Origin of the sequence: Lysobacter sp. TAB13, assembly GCF_052113885.1 — a bacterium.
Lineage (GTDB): Bacteria > Pseudomonadota > Gammaproteobacteria > Xanthomonadales > Xanthomonadaceae > Lysobacter > Lysobacter gummosus.
In genome coordinates, this window is the sequence record NZ_JBFRDR010000001.1 from 274,870 (window position 1) to 292,126 (window position 17,257).

Sequence of the window (17,257 nt, forward strand, 5' to 3'; positions counted from 1 at the left end):
GCCGCTACGGGCGCAGGATCCGCCAGTCCAGCTTCGCGCCCGTGACCCAGAGTTCGGCGATCTTCCCGATCTCGCCGGTCTCGACCAGCCGGCGCATGAACTCCTGACCTGCCTGGGTATCGCCGATATCGAGCTTGTCGCCCGTGCCGGCCTTGCTGGATCCGCGGTAGACCTTGCGATGGTAGAAATCGTCCTTCTCCTCCAGGAAACCCTTCAGCAGCTCGTCGAACTCGTCGATCGAACGAGCGACGAAGGCCACCCGCTCCTGCATGCCGGACCTGCCGGTCTGCAGGGTGTGGGCGATGCGCCGCAGCGTGTCCGCGCTGCGGTCGGTTCTGGCGAGGAATTCGGGATAGGCCTGCAAGGTCGCGTGCAGGGCCTCGGCGTTGCGCGCCGAGAACACCAGCAGCTGTTCGTTGTCGTCGTGCTCCGGGCCATGACCGGACGTAAGGCCGACGTATTCCTCGATGACCACGTGCGCGTTCACGCCGCCGAACCCGAAGCTGCTGACCCCGCCAATGCGTGTCTGCCCGGCCGGAACCTCCCACTCGACCGCTTGCTGCGCGATCTTGTACGGCGTGCGTTTGAGGTCGATCAACGGACTGACCGTGTCGCAGTGCAGGCTCTTGGCGATCTTCCTGTGACGGATCTGCAGGATGACCTTGATCATGCCGACCACGCCCGCGCCGTACTCCAGGTGGCCGATGTTGGATTTGATGCTGCCGAGGTAACAGGGCGCCGCGATCTGTTTCTCGGCGGCGGCATCGGCGTCGAGGAGGTCCTTGGCGACGGTCTTCAATCCGCTGATCTCGACCGGATCGCCGAGCTCGGTGCCGGTGCCGTGGCATTCGATGTAGCCGACACGATGGAAGTCGATCCCGGCATCCTCGATGGCGCGCTTGATCACGGCGGCCTGCGCATTGGGATTCGGCGCGGTAAGCGACGTCGTTCGCCCGCCGTGATTCTCGGCCGCACCCTTGATTACCGCGTAAATGTCGTCGCCATCGCGCTGGGCGGCCCTGAGCGACTTGAGCATCAGCATGCCGACGCCTTCACCGCGCACATACCCGTTCGCCTTGTCGGAGAACGTCTTGCAGCGACCGTCTTCGCACAACATGCCCGACTTCGTGAAACTGATGTACACGTCCGGCGAGAGCAACGCGTTCACGCCACCGACGATAGCCACCTCGCAATGCCCTCCACGAATGGCTTCGATGGCGCGATGCACCGCCACGAGCGAACTGCTGCAGGCGGTGTCGATGGGATTGCTGGGGCCGTGCCAGTCCATGTTGTAACTGATCCGGTTCGGCCCCACCGAAGACAAGGTGCCGGTGACCGAATAGGCTTCGATGGGAAGGTGGCTCATCATCGTGGTGTAGCTGCTCGGGCCGGCGCCGACATAGATGCCGGTGTTGGTACCCTTGAGGCTGTCGCCGCCGTAGCCCGCATCCTCGATGCATTCCCAGACCGCTTGCATCATCAGCCTCTGTTCCGGGCTCATGTACATCGCTTCCGCCGGCGAAATGCCGAAGAACAGCGGATCGAATTCCTTGATGCCGGGGATGAAGGAACCCCAGCGGCTGACACCCGGGTAATCGCGCCAGTCCCAGCGGTCCGACGGGATCTCGCTGATCATGTCGCGCCCCTCATCGAGCATCCGCCAGAATTCGGCAGGGTTGTTCGCACCGGCGATACGGCAACTCATGCCGACCACGGCGATGTCTTCATCGCGATAGCTGGACCGGTTCCGGTAGGCTTCGCGAAACCGCCGTGCGAACTGCGACACAGTGGCGCCGCCCGCAACCGCCGGCGCGTGCGCTGCCGGCTGTGACGAGGCATTCGCGGGAGTCTTCGCTGCGGGGGCGGCGGCTCTGGCCCCGTTCACGGCGAACTTCCTGGTCATTTCCGCCGCATGGTTCTGCGCGAGGAACTGGCTGAAGCGCAGCAAGTTCGAAGCCTCGAACATCGCCGTCGGCATGAGATTCAGGTCGTAGGCGTTGTTCAGATGCGAGACGAAGCTCGAGATGAGGATCGAATCGAAGCCGAAGTTGGTCCAGTCTTCAGTCTCGTTGATCTGGTTCGGCTTCATCTTCAGATGCTGCGCGGCTTGCAGGCGCATCTCCTGCAGGATCTCGCGCTGCAGCTTGTCGAGTTCGGCCGACGATTGCTGCGGCCGCGCGTCCACCGCTACGGCCTTCGGGGGCGCGAACAGGGCCGCATGAGCATTCTTCTGACCGTAAAGCGGCAGCAGATTGGCGTGCGGCGAGGCAATGGCCAGACGCAGCGCCTTCAGGCCTTCCGCACTCGGCAACGGTTTGATCGCATACGTCCGGGCGAGCGTCTCGCGGCTGGCCTCGTCGATCCGCATCGCCCCGTCTTCCCAGAGCGGCCAGTTGATGCCGAGACAAAGGCCGTGCGCCTGCTGTGCGCGCACGCGCGCCGAGCGCGCTTCGATGTACGCGTCCATGTAGCCGTTCGCGGCCGCGTAGTCGAACTGCCCGGCGTTGCCGAGCGCGCCGGCGACGGACGAGAAGGCGATGAACAATTCGAGCGGGCAGCCGGCCGTGGCGCGATCCAGGTTCTCGATACCCTGCACCTTCGGCGCGAGCACTGCGTCGATGGCGTCGGCGGTCTTGTGGATCACCAAGGCGTCGTCGATGAGCCCCGCGGCGTGCACCACGACATCGATTCCGGGATGCTCGGCGACGATCTTTTCGACCTCATCGAGCCGCGCAATGTCGCAGCGGCGATGAATCACGTTCGCGCCCAATGCCCGCAGCGCTTCGATGCGCGCAGTCTCCGCCTCGTTCGGCGTGCGCCGGCCCAGCAGGATCAGGATGCTGCCCGTCGTGCGTTCGGCGATGTCGCGCGCGACCAGCAGGCCCAGCGCACCCAGTCCGCCGCTGATCAGCGCGGTGGTGCCGTTGCGCCAGGCGAACTCGCTACCGATGTCGGCGTCCGCATCCTGATACGACAGCGCCACATACGCATCACCGGACTTGAGGCGGACATCGATCTGCGAATGTTCGATCGACACCGTCTTCAACGCCGCCCAGAGCCCGCGCGCGGTGTGGTTGTTCTCCACCACGTGCAGTTCAAGCGCTGAGCGGGTGTGCTTGTCCGTTGCGAGCGACTGCGCCGCCGCCAGCAACGCTTTGGCCGTGGCGACATAGTCGCCGCTCGCTTCCACCACGTGCACCGACACATCATCCGCGTGCGGCGGCGTTACGTTTTTCCAGATCGGCCGATGGAAGCTCAATCGGTCCTGCTTGGCGTTCAGATCGATCTCGCGGGTCTGGAACCCTTCGATGATCACCCGGACGTTGCCGTGCTCATCGGCGGCGACATAGTGCATACCGTCGGGGCGCTGACGGATATGGACGATCATGGTGTCCGTCAGCGCACCGACGACCAATGTATTGACCACCGCGAACGGCACGACGTCGGCTTCCGGATCATCGACCAGCGCCAGACCGCTCTGGATGATGCTGTCGAGCGCGCCGGCGTCCATCACCATGCCGCGCGCGGACGAACCCGGCAGGCGGATCGTGGCCAGCCCCTCGCCCTTGCCGTCGAGGAAAATCTCCTCGACGCCACGATGGGACGGGCCCAGCTCGACACCGCGATTCCGGAAGGTCTGGTAGAACGCCGATTTCGTCGGGCCGGGACGCGTGATCGCGGCGCGCAGCGCGGCGATATCCAGCATCGGCGCATAGCCCTTGGCCGCCAGGGTCTCGGACGTCTTGTGCAGCGACACCCGGGTCTGGAAATGCACGCCCTGCTCGGTGGCGACTTCGACGCCGAACTGGCCGGCGCCGCCCGGATACACGCGCACCGTGACCGTGCGCTTGTCCTTCACCGTCAGCGCATTCACGAACACGCTGTCGCTCAGCACGAGCATGGCGTCGTCGCCCGGCGGCGCCGAAGCGGCGACCGCCGCGCGCGCGATCTCGAGATAGGCCATGCCCGGGAGGATCTTCTGCCCCTGGATGATGTGGTCGGCGAGAAAAGCTTCGCTGCCGTCGAAGACCGAACGGAATTCGCCGATGGGGTAGTCGCGGTTCGCGTCCATCGCTGCCGAGGTCTTCATGGATTCACCGCCAGCGAGCGCTGCGCCCGTCCGCTCGTCGCATCGCTCGCCACTGGTGCCGGCGGCACCAGGGCGCGCAAGTAGAAATTGCTGATCTTCACGAGCGTTTCGCCGGTTTCGCTGAGGATGTGGAGGTTGAACTGCGCGATCCCGGTGTCGGCGCCGAAGCTATCGCCGGACCGCTCCACCAGCACATGACAGCGCGGGGTGAGGCTGCCGAGGATCTCGATCTCGTCGATCGCGAACGGCAGATGCGGCACGCCGCCTTCATCGGCGGCCAACAGCGCCACCACGGTCTGCAGCGCACCGTCGATCAGGCACGGATGCAGCAGGTACTGCTCGAAATCTCCTGCGAGCGAAGGATCCAGCGCGAGTCTGGCCAGGGCGCAGCCATCGCCGATCGCCACTTCCTTGATGACCCGGAACGTCGGGCCGTAGTCGAAGCCCATGCGCTGAAACAGCTTGTAGTAACGATCGCCATCGTGGCGCTCCCCGCAGCGCTGCCGCCATTGCGGCAGCGACGGACGCGGCGGAGATTCGAACACCTGGCGCTCGTCGAACGATGCGCGGCCTTCGCAGTGCATGACGGTCTCGCCCTCGGCGTCTACGCTGGTCACCGCGAATTCAACGCTGTCGCCGCTCGCATTCCGCAATCCCATGCTCAGACCGAGCTGCGGATCGGTCAGCGACAGCGGCTGCACCCAGTAGATGTCCCGGAGCCGGCGCACGCGCCGCTGTCCGGCGACGGTCGCCGCGACGCAGGCCATTTCGATGAAACCCGCACCCGGGAACACCGCCTGGCCCTGGATCCTGTGATCGCGGGCGTAGTACTGGTTCGCATCGAGCGCGGCATCGAAGCACACCCGCTCCAAGGTCGAGGCATTGTGCGAAATGAGCGGATGCAGACGCGACAGCGTCGCGGCCGGCGGCGCTGCGGCTTGCATCGCCTGAAAGTCGACCGCCCAGTGCCTGTCGCGCGCGAACGGATATACCGGTGCGCCCGCGACCGGCGGTCGCATCGGCAGCGCATCGTGCAGGCGCGTCCATTCGACCTTGCCGCCCTGCGTCCACAACGCCGCCAATCCGGCGAGGTCGCGCGAAGCGCACAGCGCCTGCATCGCTTCGCGCTGTTCGCGCGAGGCGTAGCCGGCGCCGATCTGCGAATCGAGCCGGCCGTGCCACACGCGCAGCGCACCGGAAGCGATGCCGGGATCGGCGTCGAGCCAGCACTGCAGCGCTTGCCGCAGTTGCAGCGCGCTGCCTGCGACCAGCGCCAGCCGCTCAGGCATGGCCTCGCGCCCGATCTGTACGGTCCGGCACAGCGCCGCGAGGTCGCAATCGGGATTGAGCGTCAGGAAATCGACATGGCGATAAGCGTATTCGCGCAGGCGTTCGACATTCATCGCCGACAGCACGAACAGCGATTGCGCCGGCGGTTCGCCGGCAGCGGCAGCGGACGCGACCGCTTGTGAAGGCAGGTACTCTTCCAGCACAGCGCAGGCGTTGACGCCACCGGCGCCGAAGGCGTTGATCAGCGCCCGCCGCGGCACGCCCGCGGGCGATTCCCATGCGCTCAGGCCCGTCTGCAGGAAACACGGTGCGCGCGCGAAATCGATGTCCGGGTTCACGACCTGCGAATGGATGCTCGGCGCGATCTGCCGATGCTTGAACTGCATCAGGATCTTGGCGATGCCGGCGATGCTGGTCGCCGATTCGGCGTGGCCGATGTTGGCCTTCAGCGAAGCCAACGCGCAGAACCCGGTGTCGGCGGTCTGCTGCGCGAACGCCTGGGTGATCGCGGCGACTTCGAGGCTGTCGCCCATCTGCGTGCCGGTGCCGTGGCCTTCGATGAAGCCGATCGAGCGCGCCGGCACGTCGGCCTGGGCCAGCGCCTGCGCGATCACCTGCGCCTGCGCGTTCGGATTCGGCGCGGCGTAGCCGCTGGAACGGCCGCTGTGGTCGTAGGCGCTGCCGCGGATCACGCCGTAGATCCGATCGCCGTCGCGTTCGGCCAGACGCAGCGGCTTGAGCACGAGCGTACCGATACCCTCGCCCGGGATGAAACCGTCGTCGCCGGCCCCGTAGCTGCGGCACGCGTCGCCTACCGCGAGCATCCGGCGATGGCAGAACGACTGGTATTTGGCCGGGTGCAGATACAGATTGACGCCGCCGGCGAGCGCGAGCTGGCACTCGCTGCGACGCAGGCTCTCGCAAGCCAGATGCACCGCGACCAGCGACGAGGAACACGCGGTGTCGACGGGAATGCTCGGTCCCTGCAGGTCCAGCGTGTACGACACGCGGTTGGCGATCGACCAGGGCATCGCACTGGGCGTTATCATTCGTCCGCGTTGCCAGGCCTCGGGGGCCAGCAGTTGGTAGGAGTTGGTCGTCACGCCCACGAACACGCCGACATCGGCGCTCTTGCCTTTCGGGTAGCGCTGCTTCAGGCGTTCGCGCGTATATCCGGCATCTTCGATCGCCGACCAAGCGGACTGCAGGAAACGGCGCTCCTGCGGGTCGATGATGTCCGCTTCGGCAGCGGCGATGTTGAAGAAGCCGGCGTCGAACTTGTCGAAGTCCTCGACGAAACCGCCGCGCTTGCAGTAGATCTTGCCGTGTTCTGACTGCGCCGGATCGGCGTCGTGGAAGGCGGCGTAGTCCCAGCGGTTTGCGGGCACCAGCTCGATGAGATCCGTGCCGGCGCGCAAGTGCTCCCACAGCGCATCCATGTCGTCGGCCTGCGGGAAGGACGCGTGCACGCCGATGATGGCGATGGGCTCGGCGTGCGGATGCGACGGTGCCGCGGTCGCTTCGTGCATCGGCGCCGACAGCGGGACGACGCTCCGCACCGGCGCATCGGCCAGCGCATCGATCGCGTCATTGGCCGCCTGCATCTCACCGTCTGCGGCCAGTCTTGCGGTCAACGCCGCCGTTGCGTGCTCGGTGAGATAAGCGGCGAGTTCGGCGACCGTTTCGTACTCGTACATCAAGGTCTTGGGCAGGTCGCCGAAGGCTTGCTCCAGCGCCGCATTGAAGCGACCGATCATGATCGAGTCGAAGCCGAACGCTTCGAAACGCTCGTCGATGTCGATCCTGGCGACCGGGATTCTGGTTTCGGCATGGACCAGTGCGCACAGATAATCCTGGGCCAGCCTCAGCAGCGCGGCGCGGTCGAGCGGCGTCTGCCCGGCGGGCGCGGCCACCGAGGTCGCGATGGACGGATCGCAATGCGAGGCGATCTTCGAGGGACGGCCGTAGAGCGCGAGCGCCCGCGACAGATCCGAACGCAGCAGCATGTCCCAATAGCCGATACCGATCTGCGTCGGCAGCGCGCACAGGCCGGTCCGCGCCTCGGTGCGCTGCAGATCGGCGGCCGACACCTGCATGCCGCCGTCCTGCCAGTACGGCCAGCCGATCGACAGCGTCTTGCCGAAACGCTCGCCGCGGGCGCGGGCGCGCTCGCGATGTTCGGCGAACGCGTCCATGAACGCATTGGCGTAGGCATAGTCGGTCTGGCCGACGTTGCCGAAGCTGCCGGCGCCGGAAGAAAACGCTATGAACAAGTCGAGCGGTTCGTCGGCGGTGAACCGGTCCAGGTGCACGGTGCCCTGCACTTTCGGCGCCAGCACCCGCCGGAACTGCTCGCGGTCCTTGCGGATCAACAGGGCATCGTCATTGACGCCGGCGCTGTGGAGCACACCGTTCAGCGCGCCGAAGCGCGCCCTGGCGCCTGCGATCAGTTCGCGCGCCCTGTCCGCATCGGCGATATCGGCCTGCAGATAAACCGCTTCGGCGCCGAGCGCATGGAGTTGTTCGAGCTTGCGCTCGCCGTCCGCGTCGAGCGCGGAACGCCCGCTCAGCACCAGCCGGGCGCGATAGCGCTCGGCGAGATGACACGCGAACAGGTAGCCCAGTCCGCCGAGTCCGCCGGTGATGAGATATACGCCCCCGTGTTTCAACGGCATCCCGTCGATGAGCCTGCGTTCGGGCGACTGCTGCGCCAGCACGCGCACGAACCGCTGCGCCGTGGCCGAGCCGTCCGTCCGGTAGCGGATCTCGGTCTCGCGCTGCTGCGCGGCCTGCAGTTCGTCGATGATGCCGGTGACGGTGTCGATGAGGTTGGTCGCCGGATCGACAGCGTCGTTCTCGAACGCCAGCACGCGGCCGTGGTAACGGTTGTTTTCCAGCGCCAGCGAGCGGTAGAACGCGCCCAGCGCCTCGCAGAGCGCGATATTCGCACCGACCGTGGCGTGGAAGAACGACACGAACGCGCACGGCGCCTGCTTCGCGCCAGCGCCGACCAGCGCCTTGCATAGGCCGAACAGCGCGTCGATGCCGGCCCGCAGCGCGGCCTCGATAGCTTGAACCGGCGGTGCGCCATCGTCCGGCAACAGGCGCGCGGCGTTCGCGTTATGGATCACGCGGGTCGGCGTGCGGCCCTGGTTTCTCAACGTCTCCAGCAGCGATTCGAAATGCTGCGGATTGGCGGCATCGACGCTGAAGCGATCGGCGGCTTCCTGGCGATATGCATCGTCCAGGCGGACCAGGACGATGGCCTTCAGCGGCGATCCGGTGTGCAGACGCGCCTGGATCTGTTCGAACAGACGATCGTCGGTATCGACGATCAACAGCACGTCGTCCGGACCGAATGCCATCCGCTGTGCGGGCAGCGCCGCCGCCCGCCAGACCGGCGCATAGCACAGCGGCGACTTCGCTTCGGAAACTTCCGCCACGCGCGCCGGCTCGGCCGGTGCCGTTGCCGCGGTCGCAACGCCGCCGGTCGCGACCGGCTCCGGCCAATACCGCTCCTTGGCGAAGGGATAACCCGGAAGACGATGCAGGCGCCGCGGCAGGCCGTCCGCATACAGCGACGGCCATTCGACCCTGGCGCCCTGCGCCCACAGCGCCGCGAGCGCGGCGGACTGGTCGCTGCCCTCGCGCAACAGCGCTTCGGCCTCTTCCGTCGGTATCACCGCATCCTGCGTGCGCGACAGCGTGCCCCGATGACAAGCGGCGTCGCTGCCGGGCGCGGACACGAACGCGCGCAGCCGCGCTTGCAATGCCGATACGGAATCGACGACCCATGCGCAACGCTCGCGCATCGGGTCGCGCCCGGTCTGCAGCGTGTACGCGAGGTCGCGCAGCGCGATGTCCGCGCCGCCGCGCTCGAACGCATCGCTATCGAGCGTATTGCGATCCAGGAATGCGAGCAGATCCTGCGCCATCGCGGCCAGTTGCTCGCCGGTGCGCGCGGACAGCGGCACGATGCAGGGCTGCGGCTGCGCCGGCTGCGCATGGATGAGCGGCTGGTACTCTTCGATGACCACATGGGCGTTGGTGCCGCTGAAGCCGAACGCGCTGACCGCCGCGCGCCGCTTGCGGCCCGCCGCCGAACGCCAGTCGTGACGCGTCCGGCTGACGTAGAACGGCGAGGCGGCGAAATCGAACAGCGCGTTCTCGTGCCTGAGATTCACGTTCGGGGCCAAGGCCTTGTTGCGCAGGCTCAGCAGCACCTTGTGCACGCCGGCGACGCCGGCCGCACCGGAGGTATGCCCCAGGTTGGTCTTGACCGCGCCCAGCGCGCAGGCGTTCCTGCCGACGCCGTGTTCCTTGAACACCGTCGAGAGCGCTTCCAACTCGATCGGATCACCGAGTTTCGTGCCGGTGCCGTGGGTTTCCACGTAGTCGATCGAAGACGCATCGATACCGTATCTGCGATAGGTATCGCGCAGCAGGTCGATCTGACTGTTGACGCTGGGCGCGGTAATGCCGTTGGTCTTGCCGTCCTGGTTGATGCCCGAGCCGATGATCACGCCGAGGATGTTGTCGCCATCGCGCTCGGCGTCGCTGAGGCGCTTGAGCACGACGGTGCCCACGCCTTCGCCCGGGACGAAACCGTCCGCGCTGTTGTCGAAGGTCTTGCACTGGCCGTCGTGCGCCAGCATGCCCGCGCGACACATGCCCAGATAGGATTCGGGAACCAGGTACAGGCTGACGCCGCCGGCCAGGCCCATGTCGATTTCGTGGTTGATCAGCGCCTGACAGGCGAGATGGATCGCCACGAGCGAGGAGGAACACGCGGTATCGATGGGGATCGCCGGCCCCTTCAGATTGAGGTGGTAGGCGATGCGGGCCGCGCCGATGGCGAAACTGTTGCCGGTCGTTTCGACGGTCTGCCGATTGCCTTTGGCGAGCAGGAACGAATACTCGCTGCTCATGATGCCCATGTAGACGCCGCACTTGCGCTCGCTGAGCGCCGCGCTGGAATAGCCGGCATCCTGGAAAGCGCGATAGCTTTCCTGCATGAACAGCCGATGCTGCGGATCCATCACTTCTGCCTCGGACGGCGAGATCTGGAAGAACATCGGATCGAAGTGCTCGGCGCCATCGAGCATGCCGAGCCATTTGCAATAAACCTTGCCGGGTTTGCCCGGGGTCGGGTCGTAGTACGCATCGACGTCCCAGCGCTCCGGCGGAATTTCGCGGATCGCGTTGCGGCCGTCGGCGAGGTTGCGCCAGAGCTGGTCGAGATTCTCGGCGCCGGGATAACGCCCCGACATGCCGACGATGGCGATCTTCTCTGCGTTTCCAGACCTGTCCGCGAAGCGCCGCTCTTCCGCCATCGGCTGGGTGGCGCGCGCACGCCGCTGCAGGACGGGGCGTTCGCCAGCGATCGTCCGCACGAAGGACAGCGGCGCGGTGGGCGCCGGGGCGAACACCGAAGCTTCCGGCGGGAGCACAGACACCGGCTCGGCGGCAGCGGCCGTCTGCGGGATTTGATCCAGCGGAATTTTCTCAAGCTCGGCGTGGAGGAACCGCGCGAGCGCGTGAAGGTTCGAATAGTCGTAGACGCGGGTCGCGGAGATCTCCAGGCCGTAGCCCTTGTTGATCGCCTTGACCCATTCGACGCCGACGATCGAATCCAGGCCCAGATCGACGAACGACCTGTCACTGTCGATCGCGGCTTCGTCGAGATACAGCGCCTGCGCCAGGCTTTTGCGCAATCCCGACTGCAGCGCGTCGATACCGGGGCGTTCAGCCCGCGCGGCCGGGGCCGAAGAAGACGCAGGTGCGGGGTGCGCGACCGCATCGACGGCCGGCAGATTTTTGGCCACGCTCGCGATGCGTGCGATGGCCTGCATATGCGCTTGCTTTGCAGGCATCGCCGAAGGCGCGGGCAACTGGCTTTCGACGTAAGCCCCCAGCGCCGCCAGATTCGCGTAGTCGTAGACGCGCGTGGCACCGATCTCCAGGCCCAGGCCCTTGTTGATGTTCTTAACCCATTCCACGCCGACGATCGAATCCAGGCCGAGATCGACGAACGGGCGGTCGTCGTCGATGTTCGCCTCGTCCAGGTACAGCGCCTGCGCCAGCGAACGCTTCAGGAAGCCGCGGACATCGCGGTGAGGCTGCGGCGCTTCGTCCGTGCGCTCCACGGCCGCAGCGGATGGCGCCGCCGCGACCGGTTGCCACTTCGATGCGGACGCATCGGGCATCGGCGTGTAAGACACGTGTGCCGCCGCATCGAGCATCGGCAGACGCGCTGCGTTCGGCTTGGGCAGGTGAGCGGCGGTGATGGCCGGCACCGCTGCCGGTTCGTTCAATGCGATGGCGTCGGGTTTGCTCAGGACAGGGGCCGCAACGATGGCAGCAAGCGCGATTCCGCTTCCCGAAGCCATCGACGCAGCGTCGGCGCTCATCGCCCCGGCGGGCACCCATCCGCGCCAGCGCAGACAGGGATGGCCGTCGCCATCGCACCAGTCCATGTCGAGAGCGCTAGTGCCGGCAGTCGGCATGTCGCCGCCGCTCCAGCGCACCCAGATCCACATCTTCGATCCGCAGGGCGACAGCGCGTCGAGCGATGCGATATCCGCCGGTTCCGGACTGCCGAGCGCCAATACGGCGCTGAGGCGATCGAACACTGCGTTGGCAAGCGTCGGAGAGATCATCGTCCCCGCGGATGGCGAAAGATGCTGATCATCGACAGCGATCAGCAGTTCCCCTGCCCCGCGCCACACACGCCAGGCGTCAGGCGCGTGATCGGCCGACGACGGCACTTCGCGCAGGCGCAGCATGGCCGCATCGGTGTCGAGCGGTCCGGCGGCCTGTGCGGAGACGATCCGGCCGGTGCCCTGCGCATGCACGCAGGCGTCGTCGGCCTCGCCGCTGTAGATGTCGAAATCGACATCGCCGTGCAGCGCGGAAGCAGACAGCGCGACATGCAGCGCGGTCTTGCCGTCGACCACGAACGGTGCGGCGAACTGCAACTCGCGCAGTTCGACCGCGGTGCCGCTCGGCGCCGTGCGCCTGGCGCAGGCGACGGCCGCGCGCGCCATTTCCAGCAATACCGACGAAGACAGGCGGGGGCCGGCGCCATCGGCAGCGCCGACGACGAACGATTCATGGCCGCCGAACAGCGACGAAAAGCGCAGCTGATCGAGGTCGGAGGTGTTTTCGTGCAGCAGCGCATGCGGCGCATTCGCGACCACGCCGCCGCCGGCATGCGATCCGGAAACATCCGGGTGGACGACCTGGGGAAACAGGCCCTTGATCGGATCGATCCAGTACCTGTCTTTGGCGAACGGATAGGTCGGCAGGTGCAGCCGCTTCGGCAGGTGCTTGCCGTGAAACTTGCGCCAGTCCAGGTCGAAGCCTTTGCTCCACAGTTCCGCCAGCTTCGCCAGCTTGCGCTGCGCGATCCACTTGTCCAGCGCTTCCTCGTAATCGGGATCGGCGGCGAACAGGCCCAGCATCTCCTTGTGCGCCTTGACCTGCCCGCGATAGCCGCTGTCCGCATCGCCGTCGACGGCGGAACGCTCGAGGAATCCCCGCAGGACGGCCTGCAGCCTCGCGGCGGAATCGACGACGAACGCCAGACGCTCCTCCATCGCTTCGCGACCGACCTGCAGGGTGTAGGCGAGCGCGGCATGATCGATCTGGCGACCGGCGTCCGATGCGTCCTGCAGGAAGGCCAGCAGGTCGCGCGCCTTGTGCAGCAGTTGCTCGGGCGTGCGCGCCGACAGCGGTACGATCGCCTGCACGCCCGGCCCGATGCCCGCGCCCGCATGAGCGATCGACTCGCCGCCCGCATACTCCTCGATCACGAAATGGGCGTTCGAGCCGCCGGCGCCGAACGACGACAGTCCCGCGATCCGCGGCAGCGGCCTGCCGTCGATGACCGGCGCATCCCAATCGCGCAGGCGCTGGTTCACCTCGAACGGCGTGGTCTCGAAATCGATGTTCGGGTTCAAGCGCTGCGAATGCAGCGACGGCACGATCTGCCGGTGTCGCATCTGCAGGATCACCTTCGTCAAGCCCGCGATGCCCGCCGCGGACTCGCAGTGGCCGATGTTCGATTTCGCCGAACCGATCAGGCAGAACCCGGTGTCCTGCGTGTATTCGCGGAATGCCTTGCCCAGCGCCGCGATCTCGATCGGATCGCCCAGCTTGGTGCCGGTGCCGTGCGCTTCGATGTAACTGACGTGGCGCGCGTCGACGCCTGCATCCTTCAGCGCATCGGCGATCACCGCCGCCTGCGCCTGCGGATTGGGTACCGTGTAACCGTTGGTCTTGCCGCCGTGGTTCAGCGCACTGCCGCGGATCACCGCATGGATCGCGTCGCCGTCGCGTTCGGCATCCGACAGCCTCTTCAGCACCACCACGCCCACGCCTTCGCCCGGGATATAACCGTCGCCGCCTTCGCCGAAACTCTGGCAATGGCCGCTGCCGGAAATGAATTGTCCGGCGCTCAACATGCTGTATTTGTCGGGATGGATGCTGAGGTTGACGCCGCCCGCCAGCGCCATGTCAGTGCGGCCCTGGCGCAGGTCCTGGCAGGCCATGTGGATCGCGGTCAGTGACGAGGAACACATGGTGTCGAGCGTCATGCTCGGCCCATGCAGGTTGAGCACGTACGACACCCGGTTGGCGATGCTGGCCAGGCTCCCCGAGCGGTTGTACTCGCCGTACATCACGCCGGCGTAAACGCCGACCTGGCCCGGCAAAGCATCCGCATGCGGCACGCGCAGGCTCTTGCGCGAATAGCCCGCGTCTTCGATCGCCATCCATGCGTGCTGCAGGAACATCCGCTCCTGCGGGTCGATATAGGGCGCTTCGCGCGGCGAGATATTGAAGAACTGCGGATCGAATTCGTCCGCGCCGCATACGAATCCGCCCCACTTGCTGTAATGGCCGGACTGTTCGCGGTCGCTGGTGTAATAGTCCTGCCAGCGCCAGCGCGATTCCGGGATCTCGACGACGCAATCCTTTCCATCGCGAAGATTGCGCCAGTAGTCCTGCAGCGTCTCCGCTTCCGGATAGCGGCCGCTCAGTCCGATCACCGCGATCGGCTCTGACGTCGTCGCCCGGCCGGGCTGGGCGCGACGCAGCAAGGCCGCACTTGTCTTGCCGCGCAGCGCCGGCCGGGCGTCCTGGCGCGGCATGCCGGGCATGGGTGCGGCCGGACGCGAGCTCGGCGAAGGCTGTGCGACGCCGGTCTGCGCACCCGGAGACAGCAGCGATTGCAGAAGCGCCCCGTGCGCCTGCACGAGGTGTTCGCCGAGCGCGGCGATCGTCTGGTATTCGAAGAACAGCGTCTTCGGCAGGGGGCCAAGATGCTTCTCGAGCTGGGCGGTCAGACTCATCGCCACGATCGAGCTGATGCCGTAGTTTTCGAGCGCCTCGTCGATATCGATCTGCGCGGGGGCGATCTTCAGGATCGGCGCGAACTGCCTGCGCAGGAAATCGCGGGCCTGGGCGGTGAGATCGCCGGCCGGCGATGCCGCGGCGGCGACCGGCGCGACCTGAGTCTGCATCGTCTGATGCACGGCGGCGGGCCTGGGCTCGCGGCGCACGACGACGGGCAGCGGCGCGTCGAAGAGGCGACGCAACCTGCGGCCCTCGCCTTCGACGGTCAGCACCTGCGCGTACGCGGATGCAAGCGCACGGCGGAACACGGCGATGCCCGATGCGCTGCGCATCGGCGTCATCCCGGTCCGGGCCTGCAGCCAACGCACGCTCTCGGCGTCCGGGCGCATGCCGCCCTCGTCCCACAGCGGCCAGTCGATCGCCAGCGTCCTGCCCGAACGCTGGCCCTGCGCCACGCGCGCTTGGCGGAATGCGGCGAACGCGTCCAGGAAACCGTTCGCGGCCGCGTAGTCGGCCTGCCCGACATTGCCGAACACCGACACGCCGGACGAAAACAGCACGAAGAAATCCAGGTCCAGGTGGCCGGTCGCCTCGTCGAGATGCCACGTGCCGCGGACCTTCGGGCCGAGCACGGCTGCCACATCGCTCACGGTCTTCTTCAGGATGACATCGTCGTTGTGCGCACCGGCGCAATGCAGCACGCCGCGGATCGCGCCGATGCTGGCGCCGATTTCGTCGACGACGCGCCCGCACTGCGCGGCATCGTCGAGATCGAGCTGGCGATAGTGCAGCCGTTGGCCGAATCCGTATCCATCCAGCCGCGCGAGGATGTCGTCGTCCGGCGCGGAACGGCCGGTCAGCACAACCTGCGCGCCCTGCGCATGCGCGAGGATCTCCCGCGCGAACAGACCGCCGAGACCACCGAGGCCACCGGTGACGAGGTAGACGCCGTGTTCCTTGTAAAGCGGGTCGAACGGATCTTCGGACGCAGGCGGCAGCAGCGTCCAATCCAGCGAGCGCCAACCCTGTCCGCAAAACAGGAGCTGCGAGTGCTGCGGCTGCGCGGCGGCTTCGGCCAGATCGGCGGCGAGCCGTTGGTGTGGGGCCTCGGCTTCGACGATAACGAGTTGGGTCGTCAGCGACGGATTTTCCAACGTCGCCGTCCTGAGCATCCCGCCCAGGCCCGCCAGCAGGCGGCCTTCGGCGTTGTCCGCGATCACGCACTGGATCAGCGTCTTCTCGCCGGAGTGCTGTTTCAACGCGTCCTGCAGGCGCTCGAACACCTGCAGCGCGATGGCCTCGTAGCGCAAGGCCGGATGCCCGACTTGCGATGCCATGAGCGGCTCGACGACGCTGCCCGGCCGGATCGACGCCAGCGCGACGGGATCGGCGGCATGGAGATCGCAGAGCAGCACGCGATGATGCGCGAAATCCGCCGCGGATGTTGCGGCCCCACGCGGATGCGGCTGGCTCCATGCGGGCACGGCGACGAGCGTTTCGACATCGGCCGCCTCCCGCGATGCGGCGCTTCCGGCATCGAAGCGGCGCGCGCAGAAGCCGCGCATCTGCACGCAGATATTGCCGTCCGCGTCGCACAGGTCCAGGTCGAGGGTGATCTGGGCCGGGTCTTGCGACGACGCATCGGCCCGGCGGATGAAGGCATGCAACCGCGCGCCGCAGTCGCCGAGGATGCACAGCGATTCGAGCGCGAAGGGCAGCATCGGATCGGACGGCATCGCCTCGCGCGCGCCAAGCCCGATCGCCGCCTGCAGCGCGCTGTCGATCAGCGCCGGATGCAGGACATAGGCCGCGTTGTCCTCGCCCGCGAGTGCGTCGGGGAGCGCGAGATCGGCCAGGACTCGGTCCTCGCCGCTGTCCAGACCGGTGATGCCGCGATGCGCGGGACCGTACTCGATCCCGACCTGCGCGTACTGCCGGTACACCGTTTCGCGATCCCAGTGCTCGCGGCCCATCGTGGTGCGCAGTTCGGCCAGATCCAGGGGCGCGGCCGCGGTCGCATCGTAGAAGCGGACGCGACCGGAAGCGTGATCGGTGCGCTGTCCATGCGCGGTTTCGCTGAACGCGCGGAATTCGAGGAAGTCTTCGTCCGCATCGATATCGATCAGGATTTCGCGCGCGCTTTCGACCGCGAACGGCGAAAGCCACAGCACGTTCTCGAATGCGATCACGGACGAGGCCGACAGTTCGGGCACCGCATCGACGATCGCCGCGCGCGCCATCTCGAGATAGGCGACACCGGGCAGCACGGCGACGGCGCCGCCCGAGAGCACCCTGACCCGATGGTCGCGCAGGAAGAATTCCTCGCCGGTCAGACCGGTGCGGTAGCGCTGCTGGGTCAGGTTCGAGACATTCGAATGCACGAGCGGATGCAGCCGCGCAGGCGCCGTCCGGCGCGCGAAGAACTGCTGTATCAACGCCAACGCATTGGCCTTGCCAAGGCGCTTGCTCTTCAGCTCCGAAACCACGTATTCGACGAAATCCACCATGCCGTCCGTTCTC

The 17,257-nt window shown here is 66.8% G+C and carries 2 protein-coding genes; both read right to left on the reverse strand.

The genetic code is table 11. From position 1 onward, the window contains the following. Positions 1-4 precede the first annotated feature (4 nt). Entirely contained in the window at positions 5-4,090 is a 4,086-nt protein-coding gene (locus AB4Y92_RS01015) for an SDR family NAD(P)-dependent oxidoreductase (RefSeq protein WP_441817951.1), read from the reverse strand. Continuing rightward, positions 4,087-17,244, reverse strand: coding sequence for an SDR family NAD(P)-dependent oxidoreductase (locus AB4Y92_RS01020; protein WP_441817952.1), 13,158 nt, complete (start codon positions 17,242-17,244; stop codon positions 4,087-4,089). Before AB4Y92_RS01020 ends, AB4Y92_RS01015 begins: the two co-directional genes overlap by 4 nt. Between the last annotated feature and the right edge of the window lie 13 nt (positions 17,245-17,257).

Excerpts from the sequence above, each read along its gene's own strand:
- AB4Y92_RS01015 (WP_441817951.1), bottom strand. The coding sequence starts at position 4,090 with ATGAAGACCTCGGCAGCGATGGACGCGAACCGCGACTACCCCATCGGC.
- AB4Y92_RS01020 (WP_441817952.1), bottom strand. The coding sequence starts at position 17,244 with ATGGTGGATTTCGTCGAATACGTGGTTTCGGAGCTGAAGAGCAAGCGC.